The following is a 24,131-nucleotide window of genomic DNA, read 5'->3' as shown; positions in this document are numbered from 1 at the left end:
ATAATGTTAAATAGTTTTTAAAAATGTGATCCAGTTCTTTTTGTTTTTTATTATAAAAATCACTGATAACAATTAAAAAATTTATTTCATCAAATTTTTTTTCCTATTATCATCAAAATATTCACTAGATTTTTTTCATCCACCTATTAATTGTTCAGAATAATCTTTTCATTTAATTTTATCATCTTTTTTAGAATTAATAATATTTTGGATATCTTTTGAAATATTTTTGCTGAATTATACTTGTAAGTGCAAGTAAATAAAATTGCAAAAGATTTCATATAAAAATTTCATGATGCTAAGTTTATTTTAGAAAAAGTAAATTTAAGGAGTTTTTATATGGGATACAAACATCTTGGCATAGATGAAAGAATTTATATTGAGAATCAATTGAAATTTAAATTAAAAATTAGTGAAATAGCTAAAAATCTTAATCGAAGTATTAGTACTATTAATCGAGAAGTTAATAGAAATAAAGATAATAATCATTATTTTTCATTAATTGCACAAAATAAAGCAGAAAATAGAAAACAATTACATGTTTATTTTCATAAATTTAAAAATAGAGAATTAGTAAAATATGTACAACAAAAATTATTATTAGGTTGATCGCCTGAACAAATTTATGGCAGAATTAAAAATTTTCATCAAGAATGAATTATTAGTTTTAAAACAATTTACAATTGAATTTATTCTGGATTACTTGAAAAGGTTACTAGTAAAAATTTAAGAAGAAAAGGTAAGAAACGAAAATCTCAAGAAAATCGGGGTAAATTTAATGGTAAATCCATTAAAGAACGAAATGTTAATAATCGCATAACTCTTGGCCATTGAGAAGGTGATACTGTAGTATCATCACGAGGTAAAAGTAAATCATGTTTAATAACTTTAGTTGAAAGAACATCAAGATTTACTTTAGCAATATTAGTTGAAAATAGAACTACTAAAGTTATTAACAAAAATATTAGTCATTATTTATCAATTCTTCCAAATAATCTTGTTAAGACTATAACATTTGATAGGGGTAAAGAATTTGCTAATTGACAACAACTTGAAAAAAATTTAAATGTGAAAATTTATTTTGCTGATGCATATTCACCTTGACAAAGAGGTACTAATGAAAATACTAATGGTTTAATTAGAGAAAAATTTCCTAAAAAATTTAATTTTTCAAACACTACTAAAAATGCAGTTCATAAATTTATATTGTCTTTAAACCAAAGACCAAGAAAAATACTAAATTATCTTTCGCCAATCGAATATTTGGTTAGAAAAATAATTTAGTTGCACTTAACTTTACAATTTGGCAATATTAATTCAGAAATAGAAATCAGAAAAGAAATATATAAAAATTCATTATGAAATAAATATAATAATAAAAATGATGATAGTTGAATTAATTATAAAGGTAATGCTGTAACAAATAAATATAATAGATTTAAGTAAGTAAAAATATAAAATTAATATATATTAGTGAAAATTTAATAATATTAATAATTTTTATTGTGTAAAAATTCAATAATATGATAAAATGGTAATGAATAAAAATGACAATAATAAGGGAAGGCAGGGTTAGTTTAGTAATTAAATAATATAATTAGCTGATTGTTTTACTTCTTCAAAGCAATACCTAAGAAAACTAAACGCGACCCTAATATAATTGTTATTTGACAGCATATTTTTGTTATTATATAATGTATATGGATAAAAGGGAGAAAGATAATGCAACAAAAAATTATTTTAGTTTGCGATCAATGTCTGTCAAGAAACTATAATACTTTTACTAATAGTTCTAATCAAACTGTTAGATTATCTTTAAAAAAGTTTTGTAAGCACTGTAATCAACATACAATTCATAAGGAAACAAGATAATATTTAGAGAGGAAATAAATATTGATGGCTAAAGAAAAGCACAAAGTAAAAAAGGTAAAATCGGAACATAAGGCATTAAAAGTTAAAAAAACTAAACCGATTTTAGGACAAAGAAAAGTTAGTTCACAAACTAAAGAGGCGATTATTAAAAAAAGTATTTTAGATTCAAAAATAAATGGAAATCGTGGTCAGAGATTTAAAAAATCTTTACTGGATTTACCATTATTAATGACTAGAGAAATGCGTCGTGTTCGTTGAGCAAAAAGTTTGCAGTTAAATAAAAAATTTTGATTAACTGTTGGATTTATTACTTTCTTTGCAATTTTCTTTGCAATTGTTCAAACATTATTACAATTAATTTTAGAAGTTAGTAAAATTTTAGTTATTTAATAAGGAGTAGAAAAAGATGATAAAAGAAGATATTAAACAAGAAAAGGATTCTAGTGATTTATTAGGTAAGTGATATACAATTAATTGCTATAGTGGTCATGAAGAAAAAGTTAAAGAAGATTTATTACAACGAGTTGAAACTTTAAATATGAAAGACTTTATTTTTGATATGCGGATTGTGAAACAGCAAGAAATGTCAAAAAAAACAAAATCAATGATTGGCAAAAATCCATATCCGGGTTATTTGTTTGTTAATATGATTATGAATGATGATGCTTGATTTATTGTTAGAAATACTCCTGGTGTTACTGGGTTTATTGGGTCTAGTGGAAATTGATCCAAACCGTTTCCATTATCGCGTACTGAAGCTAGAGATATGTTAAGACGCAGTGAAGAAAAAAGTAATATTAGTAGTAAAAAAGTTCAACAAGTATTTGTTGCTGATTTTAAAGAAGGAGACCTAGTTAAAATATTATCAGGAGCTTTTGAGAATAAAGAAGGTGAAGTTATTGGTATGGATTATAGTAAAGGCGTAGCAACAATTAATATTGAAGTTTTTGGGGGAAGATATGTTCCTGTGGAAGCTGAATTTAGTTATTGTGAGAAAGTTAATTAGTTTTGTAAGTAAGTAGTTAGTATTTAAAATACTAACTACTTTTTTTATTTTAAATTTAAAAAATTATAGTGTTTCTTGGCAAATATTTGATACAATGTAATTAATCAAAGGTATTACTAAATACTACTTAGGACGCATAAAGTTTTGTTAGGTAGGTAAAGATTTGAATAAGTATTAAGACAGTCAGCAATGATTGTCTTTTTATTTTATAAGGTGTTAAAAATTTGTTCTTTGAAAATTAAATACAAGTGAATTAATGATGTTGGTATGTATTAAGACACGATAAATTGTGGGGGGTCGCCATAACCAAAAGAAGTTTTACCAGTTAATAGATAGCACCCTATTAGCTATAGCAATTTGTTTCGTTTTGCAATAAAAAAATGAATGGGTGGATTTCCTAAAAATATACACGCTATTAAATTAGTTCCAAGGGTAGGATGCGGATATTAAAGTGTAGAAATTTCTATATAGGGGTATGCTAAGTTTAAAATTATTAAAATATTTATCTAATTAAAAAACAAAATTTACTAACAAAGCTTGTTAAACACTTAAATCTGCGATATATAAGTGTTTAAAAAACTAAGTTAACTAACAACTTAGTTAATATAACTTAGTTTATTTATAAGAAAGGTAATTTATTATGAAAAACATTGAAAACATTTTCTTAAATACTAAAAAATATCTCTTAAAAGAAACACAAAATGCAATGTTTATTAAAGCACCTAAAATTCCCTGATTTAATGAACAAATCGGCATTTGGTTTCCAAAAAGATTTGTTTATAAAGGAAAATACAAAAATTCAATTTGTATTGGAATAATAAAAGATAGTAAATATCAAATAATTTCAATTAATCAAAAAGAAAATGAAACCAAATTAATTAAGGGACAAGAATTATTAAGCTTCTTCATTGCCGAAAAAGAAAACAACAAAAAAGATATAAATTATAACTATTTTAAAGGAGTTTAAAAATGAATATTGCGATTGGATTAATATTTATTATTATCAACATCATGCTATTGGCATATTTTGCTTATAAAATTTATGCCAAAATAAAAATTAGAATTAAATATGCTGAATTATACTTGTAAGTGCAAGTAAATAAAATTGCAAAAGATTTCATATAAAAATTTCATGATGCTAAGTTTATTTTAGAAAAAGTAAATTTAAGGAGTTTTTATATGGGATACAAACATCTTGGCATAGATGAAAGAATTTATATTGAGAATCAATTGAAATTTAAAGTAAAAATTAGTGAAATAGCTAAAAATCTTAATCGAAGTATTAGTACTATTAATCGAGAAGTTAATAGAAATAAAGATAATAATCATTATTTTTCATTAATTGCACAAAATAAAGCAGAAAATAGAAAACAATTACATGTTTATTTTCATAAATTTAAAAATAGAGAATTAGTAAAATATGTACAACAAAAATTATTATTAGGTTGATCGCCTGAACAAATTTATGGCAGAATTAAAAATTTTCATCAAGAATGAATTATTAGTTTTAAAACAATTTACAATTGAATTTATTCTGGATTACTTGAAAAGGTTACTAGTAAAAATTTAAGAAGAAAAGGTAAGAAACGAAAATCTCAAGAAAATCGGGGTAAATTTAATGGTAAATCCATTAAAGAACGAAATATTAATAATCGCATAACTCTTGGCCATTGAGAAGGTGATACTGTAGTATCATCACGAGGTAAAAGTAAATCATGTTTAATAACTTTAGTTGAAAGAACATCAAGATTTACTTTAGCAATATTAGTTGAAAATAGAACTACTAAAGTTATTAACAAAAATATTAGTCATTATTTATCAATTCTTCCAAATAATCTTGTTAAGACTATAACATTTGATAGGGGTAAAGAATTTGCTAATTGACAACAACTTGAAAAAAATTTAAATGTGAAAATTTATTTTGCTGATGCATATTCACCTTGACAAAGAGGTACTAATGAAAATACTAATGGTTTAATTAGAGAAAAATTTCCTAAAAAATTTAATTTTTCAAACACTACTAAAAATGCAGTTCATAAATTTATATTGTCTTTAAACCAAAGACCAAGAAAAATACTAAATTATCTTTCGCCAATCGAATATTTGGTTAGAAAAATAATTTAGTTGCACTTAACTTTACAATTTGGCATATAAAAATGCCATTAAAAATAATACTGGTAATTTTACAAAAGACAAAAAAGTATTTATTGCTCGCTTTGAAGAATGAGTTAAAGCTCCTAATTCAAAAGAAATTAATGAGAATAAAAAATAATGTTTTGAGAAATTATTATGGAATTCTTAAAACTGTTTGTTCCGATAGAAAAAATGCCTGCACAAGTTGCATTTATTGCCGGATTAATTATTATCATTACTTTTCTTTTCGCATTAATTTCAATTATGTATTTACCAATAAAAATAATTTTTGGGAGATAAAAAATGACAGTAAATTTAAAAGAATTTAATTGAGAACAAATTAAACAAACTTTCTGAGATTTATTTATTCAAATTACAACTATTCCGGCTCATATTACTAGTGGCGAAGAAATTAATTTAACGGAAAAACCACTTTGACTTTTAATAACAAACATTGCCTTTTGGTTACTAACGGCGATTATGATGTGATTTATTCTAATGCTACTTTGAAAAACTATATCAGTATTTAGATAGAAGCAAAATTAATGTCAAGAATTTACATTGTGATGCATTCCCAAAGAAATTCAAAATTAATTAGGAAAAAATACAATCGTGTTAAGGTTAACCGTGGTTTTAACAAATTTAAGAAAAACTTTGAATATAAATGATGAATGTTTTAAAAAGAAAGGGGGTGATTATATGTTTGGAACTTTCTTAGCCGACGCACCAGCAACAGTAGAAAAAATAACAGCTAGTGATGCGATGACTAAATTGTGAAATGCAATTATAACAGCGTTTACTAAAATGTGAGAAATTATTGCTGTTAATATGCCACAAGTCGGTAACTTCTTTGCTGACTACTGAATATTCATTTTTCCATTTATTTTGGCAATATTCTTTATTTGCTTTAAAATGTTTGAAAAATTACTTGGAGCAGTACGCTAATAAAAAAATAAAGTGAAGTGCAAGATGAAATTTTGCAAATGAATAATAGAAAAAAATAACCATTTTATTGAATTAAATCGCACCTCATTTTTAATTTTATGACATTGAGGAGCAATTTGATACATTTACAACGGTTATTTTAAAAACATTGTAAGCTATTTATTTTTAGCAGGTTGTATTTTAATTTTCATTTTTAAAATCAGTAATTTAACACAAATTAACAAAGTTATTAATTTCTTAAAAAATTCACCATTAAATATTGTGATTGGTTCATTAGGAACTGGCAAAACGGCTTTTCTAGTGTACGCATCAAAATTATTAAAAAAGAAGAAATATCACATCGCCTCAACCTTTCCATTACTAGAAACCCAAAAATTAAGTTTAGGGCATATGGGATTATTAGACTTTGATTATCCAGTATTGCCAGACAAAACCTTACTTTTGTGAGATGAAACCAACTTATTTTTAGAAGGAACTGATTGAGAAAAAAATAATACCAAAAACGAAGAAACAGGTATCCAAGAATATTTTGCTCTGGCACGACATTTTGGCCATATTGTTCTCGCTAGTGGTCAAAGAGATAAACATATTTGAGTTAAAGTTCGTGATATTGCCAATAATGTGATTGTGGGTATTCGTAAAAAACCTGTTAATATTTTTCGCCCCTACTTAAAAGTCATCTATGGTACCTTTACGAGCATTGAAGAATATGAACGCTGACGAAACACCTTAATTGATGCTAAAAATAGCAAAAAAGGTCACCGCATTAAATATCGTGATATTCCTGAACTTGATATTTATTTTTTTAAGCCAAATTGTAAAGTTAAGTGCAACTAAATTATTTTTCTAACCAAATATTCGATTGGCGAAAAATAATTTAGTATTTTTCTTGGTTTTTGGTTTAAAGACAATATAAATTTATGAACTGCATTTTTAGTAGTGTTTGAAAAATTAAATTTTTTAGGAAATTTTTCTCTAATTAAACCATTAGTATTTTCATTAGTACCTCTTTGTCAAGGTGAATATGCATCAGCAAAATAAATTTTCACATTTAAATTTTTTTCAAGTTGTTGTCAATTAGCAAATTCTTTACCCCTATCAAATGTTATAGTCTTAACAAGATTATTTGGAAGAATTGATAAATAATGACTAATATTTTTGTTAATAACTTTAGTAGTTCTATTTTCAACTAATATTGCTAAAGTAAATCTTGATGTTCTTTCAACTAAAGTTATTAAACATGATTTACTTTTACCTCGTGATGATACTACAGTATCACCTTCTCAATGGCCAAGAGTTATGCGATTATTAACATTTCGTTCTTTAATGGATTTACCATTAAATTTACCCCGATTTTCTTGAGATTTTCGTTTCTTACCTTTTCTTCTTAAATTTTTACTAGTAACCTTTTTAAGTAATCCAGAATAAATTCAATTGTAAATTGTTTTAAACCTAATAATTCATTCTTGATGAAAATTTTTAATTCTGCCATAAATTTGTTCAGGCGATCAACCTAATAATAATTTTTGTTGTACATATTTTACTAATTCTCTATTTTTAAATTTATGAAAATAAACATGTAATTGTTTTCTATTTTCTGCTTTATTTTGTGCAATTAATGAAAAATAATGATTATTATCTTTATTTCTATTAACTTCTCGATTAATAGTACTAATACTTCGATTAAGATTTTTAGCTATTTCACTAATTTTTACTTTAAATTTCAATTGATTCTCAATATAAATTCTTTCATCTATGCCAAGATGTTTGTATCCCATATAAAAACTCCTTAAATTTACTTTTTCTAAAATAAACTTAGCATCATGAAATTTTTATATGAAATCTTTTGCAATTTTATTTACTTGCACTTACAAGTATAATTCAGCATATTAGTGAAAATTTAATAATATTAATAATTTTTATTGTGTAAAAATTCAATAATATGATAAAATGGTAATGAATAAAAATGACAATAATAAGGAAAGGCGGGTTAGTTTAGTAATTAAATAATATAGTTAGCTGATTGTTTTACTTCTTCAAAGCAATACCTAAGATAACTAAACGCGACCTCTAATAGTAGTTATGTTGAATTGTGACAGTAATAATGTTATTATATTATAAGCCTGAAAAAAATAGGTTAATGTGGGAGAGATATCGTTGACCACAGCGAGAACAATTATGTATAGGAGGTGTTGCTCGTGGCTAAAAAAATTAAAAGAATTGCTAAATTACAGTTTAATGCGGCACAAGCTAAGCCAGGTCCGGAATTGGCTTCATTAGGGATTAATATGCCACAATTTTGTATTACTTTTAATGATGCAACAAAAACAAGAATGGGTGATGTTGTCCCTGTTGTTATTACTGCTTATGATGATAAGTCATTTGATTTTGTTTTAAAAACAACGCCAGCAGCTGTTTTATTAAAAAGAGCAGCTAATATTGAAAAAGGTTCAAGTAGTAGTAAAAAAGAAAAAGTAGCAACGATTACTAAAGATAAAATCAGAGAAATTGCTGAATATAAAATGGTTGATTTAAATGCTAATGATATTGAAAAGGCAATGAAAATTATTGAAGGAACAGCAAGAAATATGGGAATTGTTGTTGAAAAGCTATCAAAAGGGGAACAAAAATAGTTATGGTAATTGTTAAAAAGAGTCGTTATTCTAAAAATTATCAAAAAGTATCCCAAATGTTTGATAAAACTAAAATATATTCAATTGATGAAGCTGTTTCATTAGTTAAAAAAACTTCAATAACAAAATTTGATGCTACGGTTGAGTTAGTTTTTCTTTTAAATGTTGATCCAAGACATGCTGATCAACAACTTCGTGGAGCGTTAGTATTACCGGCAGGAACTGGTAAAAAACAAAGAATTTTAGTATTAACTAATAGTATGAACCAAGTGGCGATTGATAATAAAGCTGATTTTGTTGGTGGTAAGGATTTAATTGAAAAAATTCAAAAAGAAAATTGATTTGATTTTGATGTTATTATTGCAACACCAGATATTATGGCTGAATTAGGAAAGATTGGTAAAATATTAGGACCTAAGGGTTTAATGCCAAATCCAAAAACAGGAACGGTAACTACTGATGTGCAAAAAGCAATTGCAGAAATTCGTAAGGGTAAGATTGAATATCGTGTTGATAAACAAGGTAATGTTCATGTAATTATTGGTAAGGTTTCTTTTAGTGAAGAGCAGTTAAAGGAAAATTATCAAGCGATTTATGAAACGCTTAGAAAAGTTCGTCCCGCAGCCGTTAAAGGTGCTTATGTAAAAAATATTAGTATTAGCACTACTATGGGACCAGCGATTAAAGTTGCTATTGAGCATTAATGATATAATATAATGTTTTAAAGTGGTAGAGAAGATTTTTCTCTACTATTTTTTTATATATTATTCTTATAATCTTTGCGATTAGTTAGTAGTATTGCTAATAACTGGTAATTTTGATATAATTATAATTAAGTAATTATTTTAAGGTAATGCTATTGAGGTGTACATTCGTAATGAAAAATAATCAAACGAAGTATGATGTTATTATTATTGGAGCTGGATTTTCTGGTTTAGCGGCAGCATTACGCTTAAAACCTTATAAGTTAAAAGTATTAATTTTAGAAGCTGATGATGATATTGGTGGTCGTAGTTGAAATAAAGTTTTAGATGATGGAACAATAGTTGAATTAGGCGGTCAATGAGTTGGTTGACAACATCAAAGGATGTTATCGTTTATTAATAAATATAAGTTACAAAAATATACAACACCGCCTTTTCCAGAAGGTAAAACATTATTTCAATATAATGGTAAAATTATTGATGAGTTTCCCGAAGAGGCAATGTTGTTAGTTAATAATTTTGATAACTTAACAAAAGAAATTGATTTAGAAAAACCGTGAATGCATCCTAATGCTAAATTATGAGATAATATTACCTTTGAACATTGATTAGAAATGCAAGATGCAACAGTATATGCTAAAAAAATGGTAGGAAGAATTATTGCTGGGGGATTATTATCTCGTGATACTAGTCATATTTCAATGTTGCAAGCATTATTTTATGTTGCTAGTAATGCTGGATTTGATGTTGCTACCAGTTCTGAAAAAGGTGCTCAGCATTATCGTGTTATTGGTGGTAGTTATAAAATTGCTAGAAAAATGGTTGGTGATTTAAAAGGAACAGATATTATTTTAAATGAACCAGTAACAGTTATTAATTATGATCAAGAATGTGCTACTGTTTTATCAATGAATAATAATGTTTATCAGGGAAAGTATTTAATTATTGCAATTCCCCCTGTGCTTGCAAGTAAAATTCATTATCATCCAAGTTTAGGTTCACAATACTATGGTTTATTACAAAATTTTCCTGGTGGTGATGCTCTTAAAGTTCATTTTGTTTATGAAAGACCTTTTTGAATTGAAGATAATAATTCTGGTAATGTTTATTTACAAGAAGGCTGACTTACCGAAGTAACAGATAATACCACACCAAGTGATCCGCATGCTATTTTGACAGGATTTATTTATGGTAATAAAAAAAGAGAACTAATTCAAAAGGATTTAGAAGAAAGAAAAAAGTTATTACTGAATGAGTTAGCATTATTTTTTGGTGAAGAGGCTAAAAATATTTTACAGTATATTGAATATGATTGATTAAATTCGCCTTGAACAGGTGGATGTTTTTCAGGTAGTTTAAGAATTGGTTGTTGAACTAGTTATGGACCATATTTAAGGCGCCCCATTGGTGCAATTCATTGAGCAAGTACAGAGTTAAGTATTCATTTTAATGGTTATTTTGAAGGAGCAGTGTTATCTGGTGAAAGAACTGCTGATGAAATTATTAAGAAATTAAAAGTTAAAAAACCTAAAATTAAAAAAATATTGCCAAATTGTAAAGTTAAGTGCAACTAAATTATTTTTCTAACCAAATATTCGATTGGCGAAAGATAATTTAGTATTTTTCTTGGTCTTTGGTTTAAAGACAATATAAATTTATGAACTGCATTTTTAGTAGTGTTTGAAAAATTAAATTTTTTAGGAAATTTTTCTCTAATTAAACCATTAGTATTTTCATTAGTACCTCTTTGTCAAGGTGAATATGCATCAGCAAAATAAATTTTCACATTTAAATTTTTTTCAAGTTGTTGTCAATTAGCAAATTCTTTACCCCTATCAAATGTTATAGTCTTAACAAGATTATTTGGAAGAATTGATAAATAATGACTAATATTTTTGTTAATAACTTTAGTAGTTCTATTTTCAACTAATATTGCTAAAGTAAATCTTGATGTTCTTTCAACTAAAGTTATTAAACATGATTTACTTTTACCTCGTGATGATACTACAGTATCACCTTCTCAATGGCCAAGAGTTATGCGATTATTAACATTTCGTTCTTTAATGGATTTACCATTAAATTTACCCCGATTTTCTTGAGATTTTCGTTTCTTACCTTTTCTTCTTAAATTTTTACTAGTAACCTTTTCAAGTAATCCAGAATAAATTCAATTGTAAATTGTTTTAAAACTAATAATTCATTCTTGATGAAAATTTTTAATTCTGCCATAAATTTGTTCAGGCGATCAACCTAATAATAATTTTTGTTGTACATATTTTACTAATTCTCTATTTTTAAATTTATGAAAATAAACATGTAATTGTTTTCTATTTTCTGCTTTATTTTGTGCAATTAATGAAAAATAATGATTATTATCTTTATTTCTATTAACTTCTCGATTAATAGTACTAATACTTCGATTAAGATTTTTAGCTATTTCACTAATTTTTACTTTAAATTTCAATTGATTCTCAATATAAATTCTTTCATCTATGCCAAGATGTTTGTATCCCATATAAAAACTCCTTAAATTTACTTTTTCTAAAATAAACTTAGCATCATGAAATTTTTATATGAAATCTTTTGCAATTTTATTTACTTGCACTTACAAGTATAATTCAGCTAATATATAAATTTTGCTGTAAATATTGTAAATTATTATTATGATCTTGATGATTATGACTAATAAACACAGCATCAAGAGTATTAATACCTTCTCGTTTTAAATAATCTAAAATTAATGAATTATTTTTATTCAAACTATCAATTCCCGCATCAAAAAGAATATTTCCTTGATTATGAGGTAATTTTATTAAAATACTCAAAGCATTACCAACATTTAACATTTGCACAGATAATGATGAATTTAAATATGGGACCAGCATTCAATATCCTCATACACAAACATATCCCAAAAATGCCATTATTTTTCCAACATAATTATTTCACCCATAGCAAAGCAAAATAACAATAACATAATATATAAAATAAAATCACACTGGCATTTCTGTTAAATGGAAAAATATCGTTGTTGAAACTAAAAAATAAGTAAATATTAAAATTCCTTGATAAAGATAATGTAAAAAAAACAATAACGGTTTAATTCAAATAATAACAAGCTGAATTATACTTGTAAGTGCAAGTAAATAAAATTGCAAAAGATTTCATATAAAAATTTCATGATGCTAAGTTTATTTTAGAAAAAGTAAATTTAAGGAGTTTTTATATGGGATACAAACATCTTGGCATAGATGAAAGAATTTATATTGAGAATCAATTGAAATTTAAAGTAAAAATTAGTGAAATAGCTAAAAATCTTAATCGAAGTATTAGTACTATTAATCGAGAAGTTAATAGAAATAAAGATAATAATCATTATTTTTCATTAATTGCACAAAATAAAGCAGAAAATAGAAAACAATTACATGTTTATTTTCATAAATTTAAAAATAGAGAATTAATAAAATATGTACAACAAAAATTATTATTAGGTTGATCGCCTGAACAAATTTATGGCAGAATTAAAAATTTTCATCAAGAATGAATTATTAGTTTTAAAACAATTTACAATTGAATTTATTCTGGATTACTTGAAAAGGTTACTAGTAAAAATTTAAGAAGAAAAGGTAAGAAACCAAAATCTCAAGAAAATCGGGGTAAATTTAATGGTAAATCCATTAAAGAACGAAATGTTAATAATCGCATAACTCTTGGCCATTGAGAAGGTGATACTGTAGTATCATCACGAGGTAAAAGTAAATCATGTTTAATAACTTTAGTTGAAAGAACATCAAGATTTACTTTAGCAATATTAGTTGAAAATAGAACTACTAAAGTTATTAACAAAAATATTAGTCATTATTTATCAATTCTTCCAAATAATCTTGTTAAGACTATAACATTTGATAGGGGTAAAGAATTTGCTAATTGACAACAACTTGAAAAAAATTTAAATGTGAAAATTTATTTTGCTGATGCATATTCACCTTGACAAAGAGGTACTAATGAAAATACTAATGGTTTAATTAGAGAAAAATTTCCTAAAAAATTTAATTTTTCAAACACTACTAAAAATGCAGTTCATAAATTTATATTGTCTTTAAACCAAAGACCAAGAAAAATACTAAATTATCTTTCGCCAATCGAATATTTGGTTAGAAAAATAATTTAGTTGCACTTAACTTTACAATTTGGCATTTTTTAAAATTTATTTAATTTCAACCCCAGCACCAGCAGCAACAAGTTTTTCCTTAATTTTTTCGGCTTCTTCTGGTTTAACTTTTTCTTTAATTACTGGATTTTCACCCTCAACTAATTTTTTAGCTTCCATTAAAGGTTTTTCGGTAATCTCGGCTACTGCTTTAATAACTGCAATTTTAGAATCACCAAGTTTAGTTAAAATAACATTTACCTCTGTCGGTGCAACATTACCATCACCCTGTGAAGCTGCTTGCATCATCACTGGTGCACTAGCAGTAACATTAAAATGTTCTTCAATTGCTTTTACTAATTCATTTAGTTCAATTAATTTCATCTCTGCTAGCGAAGCGATAATATCTTGTTTTGTTATTTTATTACCTTTTTTAACACTACCAGTTTTTTCTTCGTTAATTTTATTTTCTATTTCTTCTTGGGTATCTTTTTTTATTGGATTATTTTCTGCCATAATATAATTCTCTCCTTTTATTTTTATATATCAGTTTATTCTGTTAGTTGTTTATCAGCAATGGCTTTAATTGCTAAAGCAACATTAATTAATGGACTAATAATTGCTGAAGCAAACATTGAAATAAGGCTGTTTTTTGAAGGCAATGTGGCTAATACTTGTAATTCATCATATAACACTACTTTACCATCCAAAATAGCACTTTTTAATACTAAATTTTTATGTTCCTTAGCAAAATTAGCTAATAATCTTGGGCCTACAATTTCATCAGTTGCCGAAAACACTAATGCATTAGGGCCTAATAAGACATCATCTAAATTATTAACACTTAACTCTTGTAATGCTCTTCTTACTAATGTATTTTTATAAATTTTTAAACTAGCATCTTCACTTCTTAACTGTAACTTTAAATTAGTTAAATCTTGAACAGAAAATCCATGATAATGAATAATAGTTGTTGACTTTGACGATGCAATCTTTGTTTTAATCTCTTGAACAATATTATTTTTAGTTTCTATTGCTGGTCCCATTCATCCACCCCTTCCTAATTTCTTAAACATAACCGTTTAATCCTGAAATCAATATCTATCTTACATAAAAAAACTCGGTATGTAATACCGAGTTTAAAAGAGTTTTTGTAATCCAAAATCCTATACCTTTTAATCCTCGGCAACATAATTAAGGTTTCCCCGTTGCTGTCTATAGACTATTGATAGCATAAAATAATAATAATATGTTTTTAACACAAATGCAATACTTATTTTAAAATTTTATGTAGAAACCATATACATATGACAAGATTTTGGTTTCTACAAACTTGCTTTTAATTAATAAATAAATACGAGCTCATTTATTTATTACAAGAAATATAAGGTTAAATTAATATTTATTATTTTTAGTTATGCCTTGTATTTTTTTGTGCCTTGTTGTTGATAAACTAAGTTTTTTAGTAAACGAAGTTTACTAACAAGTTATGTTAATTTAGTTTAAAGAAAGAGTTTAAAGAGAAATATATTGAACTAAGTTAAAAGACTAAGTTAAATATAACTAAGTTAATATAACTAAATATTGTAAGGGTGGTATGTATATGAGAAATATTGAAAATATTTTTTTAAATACTGAAAAATATCTTTTGAAAGAAACGCAAAATGCAGTACTTATTAAAGCACCAGCAATTCCCTGATTGTATGAATCTACTGGTATTTGGTTTTCAAAACGATTTGTTTATAAAGGAAAATATGAGAATTCTATTTGTATCGGAATAATTAAAGATGGTGAGTATCAGTTGGTTTTAGTTAATAATAAGAAAGGTCAAGAATCTAGTTTGATTTTAGGTCATGAGTTGTTAGGTTTTTTTGTTGCGGAGAAAGAGATTGCTAAAAAGGATGTAAGTTTTAATTATTTTAAAAATTCATTTTAAAGGTGTTTTAAGGCATTTTAAGAATAGAGGTAAAGAAAAAAATATAGTTTAAAAAAATTTAGGTTGGTTTTTAAGGTGTTTAAACGGTGCGGAAAGCGTATGCTCCGCCCGTTAATTATCAATGTTAGTTTGATTTATTTAACTAAGTTATTGCATTTTTTGATTTAATGTAGTAAAAAAATTAATTTTGGAGTTTTAGAAATGAAAATGTGAGTTAGTGTGGATGAGCCTGGCAAAGATTATTGTCAAGAGTTTATATATTCTATTAATAAAAAAACCGGATTAGAAAAAAAAATTTGAGCGTCTAAATCTGCAGTTGATTCTGTTAGAACTGATTTAGTTGGTGATAATTGACTTTGTTTTGATTTTGTTGAACATAATTGTTTAAAAAAATAAATTAATTAGAAAATTAAGGAGAAAAGAAAGATGAGTATATTTGGATTAGTGTTTTTTACGATTTTAACATTATTACTAGCATATTATATTGCTGTTAATATTTATCGGTTTTTTAAAGATAAAAAGAAATATGGTAGTGAAGCAAAACAGCTACCAAAAGATTTTACTTATTCACAGCGAATATTCATTGCAAAGTTTAAGCGAAATTTATTAGAACAAGATGAAAAAGAAATTAAAAAGTAGGTTTAGAAAATGTTTAAAAAAATAATTATTGAGTTAATTGAATTAATTTATCCAACTGCCGATTTACCACCCCAAGTTGTATTTTTGTTTTCAATTTTAATAATTGTAATGTTGTTTTCAGCCATTATTTTTCTACTCTTTTGACCTTTTAAGCGGTAATTATTATGTTTTTAGTTGCTTGAAAAGATTTAGATTGAGAAATGATAAAATCATATTTTTGAGATTTATTTATTCAAATTAAAGTTATTCCGGCGTGAGTTTCTGGTAAAGAAATTGATTTAACCAAAGAACTACTTTGACTTTTAATAGCCAATATTGCCTTTTGAATGGTATTAGTATTCATTATCTTATTTATGGTTATTTTATTTTATAAGGTTAAATCATATTTTGTTTAGAAAGGGGGTGATTATATGATTGGAACTTTCTTGGCCGATGCACCAGCAAAAATTACTGGTGAACAAGCGGTTACTAACTTATGAAAAGCATTAATTACAGCGTTCGGTAATATTTGAACTGATATTATTGGTGGTAATATGCCAAATGTTGTTAATTTCTTTGCTACATATTGAGTTTTCTTGCTTGGGGTGATTATTGGTTTATTTTTAATTGCTTTCAAAATGTTTGAAAAATTAATGCCCGGCAGATAGTAATAAAAATAAAGAAAGTGTGATTTAAGTGATGCTATTGTTTAAAAAAATAAATTTAAGATTATATGATTTTGTCGCTTTAAATCGCACTTTATTTATTATTGCGTGATTTTATGGTGCGATTTTGCATTATTATAATCCTCAAAGTTGACGAATATTATTTGATATTATTTATTTATTAATTGCTTTGTATATTCTATATACTAAAATTTCTCATTTCTTTGCTCGTCGTAGTTTTATTAATTTCTTATTAAATTCACCTTTAAATTTAGTAATTGGTGCCTTAGGAACTGGCAAAACTGCTTTAATGGTTTTAGCTTCTTACTTATTAAGTGGTTGAAAAACGATTTCTACTTTTCCGATTACGGATAAACAAATGCTTTCATTAGGGCATATGTCTTTATTAGATTATAATTATCCGATATTAGAAGAAAAGCATTTACTGTTATGAGATGAAACCAACTTATTTTTAGAAGGAACTGACTATAAAGAAAATGATAGAGTAACTCAAGGTTTACAAGAATATTTCGCTTCGGCTCGACAATTTACCCATATTGTATTAGCAAGCGGACAACGAGCCGAACATATATGAGTTAAAGTTCGTGATATTGCGAATTCAATAATTGTTGGCATTAGAAAAAAACCAGTTAGTATCTCTCGTCCTTATTTACAAGTTATTTACGGCACTTTTAAATCGGTAAGCGAATACGAGCAATGACGATTAACGCTAATTAATGCTAAAAATGATAAAAAAGGTCGCAAAATCAAGTATCGTAGCATTCCGGAATTAGACATTTATTTCTTTAAATTGAAAATTCCGATGTCAATTTTAAACCTTTATGATAATAAATATTTATCATTCTTGCGTGAATTAAGTAATCGTGCTTTGAATGATAATTATCAGCATAAATTTTGAAATGATAATGTGATGGATATTGAAGCGTTAGAATATTTAAAAATGGAAAAATTTAGTAAGATACTTACTAAGTTAAAAAATAATCTGAAGAAGAAAAATAAGTAAAGGAGTTTAAAAAATGGAAAACTTAGAAAAAATGGCTAGTTTGATTGGTGATATGTTTTATAAAGTTTTTGATTTAATTTGAACTTTAACCATTCCTGGAACAGATATTCGCATTATTATTTTTCCGCTAATTATGCTTGTGATAAATCTTGTAATTGGTGGCATTTTAGGTATTCATATTGAACGACCAAAAGTTGGTTTTCGTAAAAAATATCAAAAATCAGTTGCTAATTGAGGAGCTAAGAAAAAATCATCTAGTGGTTCAATTAAGAAGTTTAGTGGTAATAGCCCTAAAAATAGACCATGAGTTAACCAGCACGGACGGCGAATAAAAAGGTAGGTTTAGAAAATGTTTAAATTAATAATATTATTTATTCTTGTTGCTGTTTTTTCTATTTTTGCTTTAAACGACTTTTTAGGTTTATGAGCCTATGTGCGTGAGGGTTTAGAATATTTTAATAAAGTTCTATCAAATAATATTAAAATTTTAGATTTGTTTAAACCAATGATTAGGTTATTTTCTCAACATCCGATTTTCCAAATTTTAGGAACGATTTGCATTTTATCAACAATATATTTAATTTTAAGGAGTTAAAAAATGAAAAAGTTAAAGAAAATATTAGGTATTAAATGATTTAAAAGTGTTTTAGGTTTTATACATTTTTTTATTATACTTCATAGCTTTATCGTTATAATTTGAGTGTTTTTAACAAGAATTAGAACTAACACAGATGAGTTTTTTAAAGATTTTATATTGTTTGATTTTCAAAATGTATTTCTTAAAGTGTATTTTTGATTATTAATCGTTTATTTGTTAATAACTGCTATTAAGTTATTTATTAGGGGTTATTACTTTAATAAAGTTTTTAGAAAGCATCAAATGCAAGTTGCTAATTGTGAATGTCCGCAACATCAACATTATAAATTTTCTGATGCTGTTAAAGCAATAAAAAAGAGTTTTAAGGCGTGATGAGATGGATAAGATTATTTCTTGATTTATTATAATGTTTATTGGTTTGGTACCGCTAGGGGCGTTCTTTGATACAAAACAATCACTAAAACCTAATATGGAACAATTCTTTATGAAACGAGAAAAACGAGCTTCAAACTCCAGTCAATGTGGCAATAGTTGTGAATTACAATTTTCTAGTTTATTAAACATTACTCTTGTTCTTGATTCTGGTGTTTATTTTGATTTATCTAAATTTGATATTGAATTACCTAACGATGTTAAAAATCAAAATAAAAATTATCCTAATCGTTTACCTTTTTTTATGGATAGTCAAGCTTTTCTGCCTATAAAAGATTTTTTTCAAAAATATGGAACCTTTCAATCTATTGGTAGTAAAAAAATTTATACTATTCCAAAAGTAGTTGATATTGTGATTAAATTAAGAAATTTAAGTCCTTATTCCTTAATCTTTTTCTCGGCGGAAATTCCTTTGCCTGAAAAAGATAACGAACAACTATTACCAACCGAAATTACTAAAAATGATGGCGAATATCAGTATAATCAGTTTCAAGATAAACTTGATTATTTAATGATACAACGCCGAGATTTTGATAAATTTAATTATAGTTATTTATATTGAGTTCCCATTTTTAATTTCTTTGATGATAATTTTAAATATATGAGTGAAATGTCAATTGCATTAAATGGTTTTAAACAAAATAGTAAATTTACTTTAATTCGTAGTTTTGAACCTGAAAACTCATTATATTTTTTTGATATCTTAGAATTTTCTAGTTTTAATGATATGTTTAGAATTGAAATTGTTTTAGGAATGGTTACTTTTTATTTAAATGATGAACAATTGATTAAATTTAGATGATTAGATGGTTGAACTAAAGATTTTATTAATACCTTTTTTGGACAAATTAATTATTATGGTAATACTTTCGATTTTTTACGCTATGATGACAAATTAAAATCAGATTTTAAAGATTTTATGCTTTATTATCAAAAAAATTTAACTATTGATTTTATTAATGGTTTATTTAATAAAATTTATAAAGTTTTAGGTGACTTTTTTGTACAATTTTTTTATGCCAGTTTTGACATGGATGATTCTACTTATGTAGAATTAGATTACAAAGGGATGAAACAAATTCCTAAAAATGTTTTACAAATGGGCTTTTTCTATCGTTCCTTAATTACCTTTTATCCCAAACAGTATTTAATTAACTTTGGTTCCACAATCGAAAATAGTAAGAATATGATTTTTCGTTCCTATTTTTTTGTTAAAGATAAACAAACCGCCAATGGTTTTAATGCTGGTAAAAGTTCTTACCAAATAGATTTTAATGTGTTAAAAGCATATGATAACCAATTATGAAATGCTACTAGTAATACACTGCATTTTTATAATGCCAAAGTTGATGTAATGTATGGGATTAATATTTTTACACTGACCTTCCCGCTGTATAAAAAGAAAAATGAAAGCACTGAATATCATTATTCTTTATACGATTTTAACATTTTGAATTCAACAGCTTTTATTGGTGGCGGAATAAGTGGAAACATGAATGATTTAATTCCGACGCCCAACTGTTCTTATTGAGGTTTATTTAGTGCAATATCTTGTGGTATTCAGCACGCTTCTGTTAGTGTGTTAAATTGATTGCTTGGTCTCTCTGGAATCAATCTTTTAATTCGCCCCATTGCCGATATTGCTAAAACAACGATTAACTTTACCGAAACTGCCTTTCCGGTATTTGAAGCTATTCCAGCATTTCAGATGTTATTTGAATTTGTAGTGCCATTAGCAATCTTATTAATGATATTAAAAAAGTTCTCTTAAATATTTTCAATATTTTTTATAATAGATTTGGTACACATAACTATAACATTTTTATGCCCACCAAACTATAAAACTCATTTTCATTTTTGTATTTATCTAACATTTGTACCTCAGTAAGAAAATAATATTATCAAAATAGTAGATAAAATTAAAGTTTATGTACCAAGTATAATATAATTCCTTTGAAGGGAGGGTTTTTCTTTATGCGAAAATTTTTATCAGCTTTAAATTTAATATGTATAATGTTTATTTCTGGATGTAATAAAGCAGATGTTTCTAAATCAAAAAAAGATAATATTTGCAATAACAGTTGTGAGTTGAAATTTTCTAGTTTATTAAACATTACTCTTGTTCTTGATTCTGGTGTTTATTTTGATTTATCTAAATTTGATATTGAATTACCTAACGATGTTAAAAATCAAAATAAAAATTATCCTAATCGTTTACCTTTTTTTATGGATAGTCAAGCTTTTCTACCTATAAAAGATTTTTTTCAAAAATATGGAACCTTTCAATCTATTGGTAGTAAAAAAATTTATACTATTCCAAAAGTAGTTGATATTGTGATTAAATTAAGAAATTTAAGTCCTTATTCCTTAATCTTTTTCTCTGCCAAAATGCCTAATAAAAAAATTAGTAATTAAATAAATATTATTGAAAATCGTATTTTTTGTAATGCGATTTTCTTAATTTAAGGAGTTTAAAAATGAAATATATTATTTCCCAAGCTGATTTAGCAGATTTAAAAGCAAAAATCCAAAGTTGATTAAGTGCTAATTGTCGTAATCCTTATTACTATAAAACTAAAAAACGCATTACTGCCTATTTAAATTTATGTACTTATTTTTATATTGAAGAAACTACTTTAACAAAACTTGTTAAAAAATATTTTAAGAATGCAACGAAAACCTTTTATCGTTGGGCAGAAAAAATTATGACCGCTTATTATTCTGACAATTTAGATTTGTTATTGTTTAAAACTACAAAACCACAAAATCTTAATTATCAATATAGTTTAAATTCTCGTAAAAAAGTATGTGATTTATATTTTGATTACAAAAATATCAAAGCCGGTGGAATATGGTCTTTATTTAACAATTTAAAAATTGGTTTCCATGATGTTAAAAATTCAGAAATTCCTAAAAATATTAAAACTTTTTATCGTTGAATTAAATCTGACCCTCGTTGAAAAGAATTAAAACAACAAATTAAACAAACAAAACGCCATTTTAAGCGTTATGAAGTTTCCGAGATTGGTCTTTTACAAATGGATGCCAAAATCATTACTACATCAAATTTTCCGGTTGATAAAAAATATTATATTTATGATTTCATTGACGAAATGACACGCATAGTATTTGGTTATATTTATGATAGTTTAGGAACCAATAATGCCATTAACGCCGCGCAAAGAGCAATAAAAGATTTTAGTGAGCTTGGCATAACAATTAAACGCCTTCGTACTGATAATGCTCCGGAATTTACTACCACTAACTGAAGTAATAAAAAATCATACAAAGTAAAAGAAAGGCCTTTTACAACCTTTCTTTCAAGAAACGGAATTGTTCACGAAACCACACCAATCCGTTCTCCTCAGAGCAACGGAAAGATTGAACGATTCCATCAACATTATACCAAATTATTTTATTCTAAGGATAAAAAATTAAATCAAAACGAACTTCAACATTATTTAAACAAATATTATTACTTTTATAATTTTGAACGCCCTCATTCATCTTTAAACACTAAAACCCCATTTCAAACGTTACAAAAATTTATAAAAAATAATTTATAAATTATTTTTGGTGTTAAACTAATTGTTACTAAACAACATCACTATTTTTAACAATAAAAAAGAAATATCAAGGTATTTAGCTTGATATTTCTTACTGATAATATTATCACATAGATTTATTGTTGTTTCTATATTATTTTAAGCTGCAACTATATTGCAGATGGAATTTAAAATTCATTGAAGATCGGCAGCAATTCCAAGAATTATACTATCACTTAACCTACTACCAACAGTTGAAATTAAATTCGTAACTGGAGCTGTTATGCTGGTAACCTTGGCACATGCATCGGCACCCATTTTTAAATTAGTCATAAAACTACTTTCAACTTTAATTTCGGTGTTTAAAGATTTTATAATTTCATTTAATATTTCTACTTGGGCATTTAATTCATTTATTCGTTTGGTTTGTCAAATATTGATATCAGTATTATTAGAAGAAATTTCAGATCTAGATAGTCTTGCTCTTGAATTTTCAACATCTGTTTTCCAAACATTAAAATTTGTTTTTCAATTTTCAAAATCTATTTGATTTACTTGTCTTTTAACACGCATTAAAACTATTTCACTATTATTTTCTAATATTTGTTTTGTTTTTTCTGGATTTGGGGCGTTTCCGACAAGTCCCGCCATTCCACTTCCTGTTATTGTTATTGTTGCTAAAATTCCTAGTAATTTTTTCATTTAAATTAACCTTTTTCTTAGATTTTTACTAACTAATTTAATAAATTTTGTTTATAATTAACAACTTTTTTAATTAACAAAAGCTCCATAATCTCCTCCCCAGTTAGAACTTCATGGATAAGCTCAGTAACCATCCCTATCAGTGATTATTAATAATCCGCGACTGTCATCATCTTTAGCGTTAAAAACATCATTGATTCTATCAAAATGATTGATGATAGTATTAAACATAATATTCATATCTGAATCAACAATATAATTAGTTCCGGAAGAAACACTTTTTTCAAAACCATTTAGTATAGAAATTATTGAATTTCTAAATTCACTTACACTTTGATTTTTATTTAAAAATTGAATATTTACCCAAGTAGTATGACTAATTTTTATTTTTAGTGTAGAAACCATATACATATGACAAGATTTTGGTTTCTACAAACTTGCTTTTAATTAATAAATAAATACGAGCTCATTTATTTATTACAAGAAATATAAGGTTAAATTAATATTTATTATTTTTAGTTATGCCTTGTATTTTTTTGTGCCTTGTTGTTGATAAACTAAGTTTTTTAGTAAACGAAGTTTACTAACAAGTTATGTTAATTTAGTTTAAAGAAAGAGTTTAAAGAGAAATATATTGAACTAAGTTAAAAGACTAAGTTAAATATAACTAAGTTAATATAACTAAATATTGTAAGGGTGGTATGTATATGAGAAATATTGAAAATATTTTTTTAAATACTGAAAAATATCTTTTGAAAGAAACGCAAAATGCAGTACTTATTAAAGCACCAGCAATTCCCTGATTGTATGAATCTACTGGTATTTGGTTTTCAAAACGATTTGTTTATAAAGGAAAATATGAGAATTCTATTTGTATCGGAATAATTAAAGATGGTGAGTATCAGTTGGTTTTAGTTAATAATAAGAAAGGTCAAGAATCTAGTTTGATTTTAGGTCATGAGTTGTTAGGTTTTTTTGTTGCGGAGAAAGAGATTGCTAAAAAGGATGTAAGTTTTAATTATTTTAAAAATTCATTTTAAAGGTGTTTTAAGGCATTTTAAGAATAGAGGTAAAGAAAAAAATATAGTTTAAAAAAATTTAGGTTGGTTTTTAAGGTGTTTAAACGGTGCGGAAAGCGTATGCTCCGCCCGTTAATTATCAATGTTAG

Annotated in this window: 37 protein-coding genes and 1 other annotated feature; of the genes, 29 read left to right on the top strand and 8 right to left on the bottom strand. The window is 25.8% G+C overall.

The window, feature by feature from the left end; genetic code table 4:
• Positions 1–146: 146 nt before the first annotated feature.
• Positions 147–281, bottom strand: a complete 135-nt coding sequence (locus AAHN02_RS00425) for a hypothetical protein (protein ID WP_342277783.1) — start codon at positions 279–281, stop codon at positions 147–149.
• 58 nt (positions 282–339) lie between these two features.
• On the opposite strand from AAHN02_RS00425, the gene AAHN02_RS00420 reads away from it, so the two are divergent.
• From AAHN02_RS00420 to AAHN02_RS00365, 12 genes are all read left to right on the top strand, one after another.
• Positions 340–1,284, top strand: coding sequence for an IS30 family transposase (locus AAHN02_RS00420; RefSeq protein WP_342277782.1), 945 nt, complete (start codon positions 340–342; stop codon positions 1,282–1,284).
• A complete protein-coding gene (locus AAHN02_RS00415) occupies positions 1,285–1,446 on the top strand; it encodes a hypothetical protein (RefSeq protein ID WP_342277781.1) in 162 nt (53 codons plus the stop codon).
• Positions 1,447–1,722: 276 nt separating this feature from the next.
• Positions 1,723–1,872, top strand: coding sequence for a 50S ribosomal protein L33 (gene rpmG / locus AAHN02_RS00410; RefSeq protein ID WP_215826970.1), 150 nt, complete (start codon positions 1,723–1,725; stop codon positions 1,870–1,872).
• A gap of 24 nt (positions 1,873–1,896) precedes the next feature.
• Positions 1,897–2,262, top strand: coding sequence for a hypothetical protein (locus tag AAHN02_RS00405; RefSeq protein WP_342262855.1), 366 nt, complete (start codon positions 1,897–1,899; stop codon positions 2,260–2,262).
• 16 nt (positions 2,263–2,278) lie between these two features.
• A complete protein-coding gene (nusG, locus tag AAHN02_RS00400) occupies positions 2,279–2,878 on the top strand; it encodes a transcription termination/antitermination protein NusG (RefSeq protein WP_342277780.1) in 600 nt (199 codons plus the stop codon).
• Between the two features lie 640 nt (positions 2,879–3,518).
• Positions 3,519–3,845 carry a hypothetical protein gene (locus AAHN02_RS00395; protein ID WP_342277779.1) on the top strand — a complete coding sequence of 109 codons (327 nt, stop codon included), beginning with the start codon at positions 3,519–3,521 and terminating at the stop codon, positions 3,843–3,845.
• 212 nt (positions 3,846–4,057) lie between these two features.
• Positions 4,058–5,002, top strand: a complete 945-nt coding sequence (locus tag AAHN02_RS00390; protein WP_342277647.1) for an IS30 family transposase — start codon at positions 4,058–4,060, stop codon at positions 5,000–5,002.
• Positions 5,003–5,021: 19 nt separating this feature from the next.
• A complete protein-coding gene (locus tag AAHN02_RS00385) occupies positions 5,022–5,150 on the top strand; it encodes a hypothetical protein (RefSeq protein ID WP_342277778.1) in 129 nt (42 codons plus the stop codon).
• Positions 5,150–5,311 (top strand): hypothetical protein, encoded by a 162-nt coding sequence (locus AAHN02_RS00380; protein WP_342277385.1) that lies wholly within the window; start codon positions 5,150–5,152, stop codon positions 5,309–5,311. The genes AAHN02_RS00385 and AAHN02_RS00380 overlap by 1 nt, the downstream gene beginning before the upstream one ends.
• A 3-nt stretch (positions 5,312–5,314) precedes the next feature.
• The gene (locus AAHN02_RS00375; protein ID WP_342277384.1) at positions 5,315–5,545 is read left to right on the top strand and encodes a hypothetical protein; all 231 of its coding nucleotides are present in this window, start codon (positions 5,315–5,317) and stop codon (positions 5,543–5,545) included.
• Between the two features lie 165 nt (positions 5,546–5,710).
• Positions 5,711–5,956, top strand: coding sequence for a hypothetical protein (locus tag AAHN02_RS00370; RefSeq protein WP_342189776.1), 246 nt, complete (start codon positions 5,711–5,713; stop codon positions 5,954–5,956).
• Positions 5,957–5,980: 24 nt separating this feature from the next.
• Positions 5,981–6,793: a hypothetical protein gene (locus AAHN02_RS00365; RefSeq protein ID WP_342277777.1), complete on the top strand. Its 813-nt coding sequence runs from the start codon at positions 5,981–5,983 to the stop codon at positions 6,791–6,793.
• On the opposite strand, the gene AAHN02_RS00360 is transcribed toward AAHN02_RS00365, so the two are convergent.
• Positions 6,790–7,734 carry an IS30 family transposase gene (locus tag AAHN02_RS00360; RefSeq protein ID WP_342277776.1) on the bottom strand — a complete coding sequence of 315 codons (945 nt, stop codon included), beginning with the start codon at positions 7,732–7,734 and terminating at the stop codon, positions 6,790–6,792. The two genes, AAHN02_RS00365 and AAHN02_RS00360, sit on opposite strands and share 4 nt — an antisense overlap.
• 420 nt (positions 7,735–8,154) lie before the next feature.
• Here AAHN02_RS00360 and rplK point away from each other — a divergent pair, with 420 nt between their 5' ends.
• The 3 genes from rplK (at position 8,155) to AAHN02_RS00345 (ending at position 10,867) form a co-directional block, all read left to right on the top strand.
• Positions 8,155–8,589: a 50S ribosomal protein L11 gene (gene rplK / locus AAHN02_RS00355; protein WP_342277775.1), complete on the top strand. Its 435-nt coding sequence runs from the start codon at positions 8,155–8,157 to the stop codon at positions 8,587–8,589.
• 2 nt (positions 8,590–8,591) lie between these two features.
• Complete coding sequence (rplA, locus tag AAHN02_RS00350) at positions 8,592–9,293, top strand: 50S ribosomal protein L1 (RefSeq protein WP_342262715.1); 702 nt, start codon at positions 8,592–8,594, stop codon at positions 9,291–9,293.
• A gap of 173 nt (positions 9,294–9,466) precedes the next feature.
• Positions 9,467–10,867 (top strand): flavin monoamine oxidase family protein, encoded by a 1,401-nt coding sequence (locus AAHN02_RS00345; RefSeq protein WP_342277774.1) that lies wholly within the window; start codon positions 9,467–9,469, stop codon positions 10,865–10,867.
• Here AAHN02_RS00345 and AAHN02_RS00340 read toward each other — a convergent pair.
• Together AAHN02_RS00340 and AAHN02_RS00335 are read right to left on the bottom strand one after the other, a co-directional pair.
• Entirely contained in the window at positions 10,864–11,808 is a 945-nt protein-coding gene (locus tag AAHN02_RS00340; RefSeq protein WP_338966716.1) for an IS30 family transposase, read from the bottom strand. The genes AAHN02_RS00345 and AAHN02_RS00340 overlap by 4 nt on opposite strands.
• Positions 11,809–11,884: 76 nt before the next feature.
• Positions 11,885–12,385 carry an MBL fold metallo-hydrolase gene (locus AAHN02_RS00335; protein ID WP_342277773.1) on the bottom strand — a complete coding sequence of 167 codons (501 nt, stop codon included), beginning with the start codon at positions 12,383–12,385 and terminating at the stop codon, positions 11,885–11,887.
• 134 nt (positions 12,386–12,519) lie between these two features.
• Here AAHN02_RS00335 and AAHN02_RS00330 point away from each other — a divergent pair, with 134 nt between their 5' ends.
• The gene (locus AAHN02_RS00330) at positions 12,520–13,464 is read left to right on the top strand and encodes an IS30 family transposase (protein WP_342277772.1); all 945 of its coding nucleotides are present in this window, start codon (positions 12,520–12,522) and stop codon (positions 13,462–13,464) included.
• 36 nt (positions 13,465–13,500) lie between these two features.
• Here the strand turns inward: AAHN02_RS00330 and rplL are convergent, their stop codons facing one another.
• Together rplL and rplJ are read right to left on the bottom strand one after the other, a co-directional pair.
• Positions 13,501–13,827, bottom strand: coding sequence for a 50S ribosomal protein L7/L12 (gene rplL, locus AAHN02_RS00325; RefSeq protein ID WP_375315772.1), 327 nt, complete (start codon positions 13,825–13,827; stop codon positions 13,501–13,503).
• Positions 13,828–13,994: 167 nt separating this feature from the next.
• Positions 13,995–14,489, bottom strand: coding sequence for a 50S ribosomal protein L10 (rplJ, locus tag AAHN02_RS00320; protein WP_342277771.1), 495 nt, complete (start codon positions 14,487–14,489; stop codon positions 13,995–13,997).
• Between the two features lie 56 nt (positions 14,490–14,545).
• Positions 14,546–14,682 (bottom strand) — a sequence feature (ribosomal protein L10 leader region).
• A gap of 364 nt (positions 14,683–15,046) precedes the next feature.
• Between rplJ and AAHN02_RS00315 the strand changes: the two genes are divergently transcribed.
• The 12 genes from AAHN02_RS00315 (at position 15,047) to AAHN02_RS00260 (ending at position 22,282) form a co-directional block, all read left to right on the top strand.
• Positions 15,047–15,379, top strand: coding sequence for a hypothetical protein (locus AAHN02_RS00315; RefSeq protein WP_342223612.1), 333 nt, complete (start codon positions 15,047–15,049; stop codon positions 15,377–15,379).
• A 201-nt stretch (positions 15,380–15,580) separates the two neighbouring features.
• Positions 15,581–15,775, top strand: a complete 195-nt coding sequence (locus AAHN02_RS00310; RefSeq protein ID WP_342277768.1) for a hypothetical protein — start codon at positions 15,581–15,583, stop codon at positions 15,773–15,775.
• 30 nt (positions 15,776–15,805) lie between these two features.
• Complete coding sequence (locus AAHN02_RS00305; RefSeq protein WP_215825617.1) at positions 15,806–16,018, top strand: hypothetical protein; 213 nt, start codon at positions 15,806–15,808, stop codon at positions 16,016–16,018.
• 164 nt (positions 16,019–16,182) lie between these two features.
• Positions 16,183–16,413, top strand: a complete 231-nt coding sequence (locus tag AAHN02_RS00300) for a hypothetical protein (protein ID WP_338967749.1) — start codon at positions 16,183–16,185, stop codon at positions 16,411–16,413.
• Positions 16,414–16,428: 15 nt separating this feature from the next.
• On the top strand, positions 16,429–16,665 hold the full coding sequence (locus AAHN02_RS00295; protein WP_338967750.1) for a hypothetical protein: 237 nt from the start codon (positions 16,429–16,431) through the stop codon (positions 16,663–16,665).
• A 31-nt stretch (positions 16,666–16,696) separates the two neighbouring features.
• Positions 16,697–17,686 carry a hypothetical protein gene (locus AAHN02_RS00290; protein WP_342277770.1) on the top strand — a complete coding sequence of 330 codons (990 nt, stop codon included), beginning with the start codon at positions 16,697–16,699 and terminating at the stop codon, positions 17,684–17,686.
• Between the two features lie 13 nt (positions 17,687–17,699).
• On the top strand, positions 17,700–18,026 hold the full coding sequence (locus tag AAHN02_RS00285) for a hypothetical protein (RefSeq protein WP_338967752.1): 327 nt from the start codon (positions 17,700–17,702) through the stop codon (positions 18,024–18,026).
• 9 nt (positions 18,027–18,035) lie between these two features.
• Positions 18,036–18,281, top strand: a complete 246-nt coding sequence (locus tag AAHN02_RS00280; RefSeq protein WP_338967003.1) for a hypothetical protein — start codon at positions 18,036–18,038, stop codon at positions 18,279–18,281.
• A gap of 105 nt (positions 18,282–18,386) precedes the next feature.
• A complete protein-coding gene (locus tag AAHN02_RS00275) occupies positions 18,387–18,668 on the top strand; it encodes a hypothetical protein (protein ID WP_342277587.1) in 282 nt (93 codons plus the stop codon).
• On the top strand, positions 18,661–20,487 hold the full coding sequence (locus AAHN02_RS00270) for a hypothetical protein (RefSeq protein WP_342277766.1): 1,827 nt from the start codon (positions 18,661–18,663) through the stop codon (positions 20,485–20,487). The genes AAHN02_RS00275 and AAHN02_RS00270 overlap by 8 nt, the downstream gene beginning before the upstream one ends.
• A gap of 203 nt (positions 20,488–20,690) precedes the next feature.
• Positions 20,691–21,131, top strand: coding sequence for a hypothetical protein (locus tag AAHN02_RS00265; RefSeq protein ID WP_342277765.1), 441 nt, complete (start codon positions 20,691–20,693; stop codon positions 21,129–21,131).
• Positions 21,132–21,193: 62 nt separating this feature from the next.
• On the top strand, positions 21,194–22,282 hold the full coding sequence (locus AAHN02_RS00260) for an integrase core domain-containing protein (RefSeq protein WP_342277764.1): 1,089 nt from the start codon (positions 21,194–21,196) through the stop codon (positions 22,280–22,282).
• A gap of 138 nt (positions 22,283–22,420) precedes the next feature.
• Here the strand turns inward: AAHN02_RS00260 and AAHN02_RS00255 are convergent, their stop codons facing one another.
• Positions 22,421–22,963 carry a hypothetical protein gene (locus AAHN02_RS00255; protein WP_342277763.1) on the bottom strand — a complete coding sequence of 181 codons (543 nt, stop codon included), beginning with the start codon at positions 22,961–22,963 and terminating at the stop codon, positions 22,421–22,423.
• Positions 22,964–23,032: 69 nt separating this feature from the next.
• Positions 23,033–23,368, bottom strand: coding sequence for a hypothetical protein (locus tag AAHN02_RS00250; RefSeq protein ID WP_342277769.1), 336 nt, complete (start codon positions 23,366–23,368; stop codon positions 23,033–23,035).
• A gap of 302 nt (positions 23,369–23,670) precedes the next feature.
• Here AAHN02_RS00250 and AAHN02_RS00245 point away from each other — a divergent pair, with 302 nt between their 5' ends.
• Positions 23,671–24,003 (top strand): hypothetical protein, encoded by a 333-nt coding sequence (locus AAHN02_RS00245; RefSeq protein ID WP_342223612.1) that lies wholly within the window; start codon positions 23,671–23,673, stop codon positions 24,001–24,003.
• The last annotated feature ends 128 nt before the right edge of the window (positions 24,004–24,131 follow it).

Origin of the sequence: Spiroplasma endosymbiont of Nephrotoma flavescens, assembly GCF_964030835.1 — a bacterium.
In the GTDB taxonomy this organism is placed as follows: Bacteria; Bacillota_I; Bacilli_A; order Mycoplasmatales; family Nriv7; genus Nriv7.
Note: the sequence above shows the minus strand (reverse complement) of the source record. Positions and strands in the feature narration are given on the sequence as shown.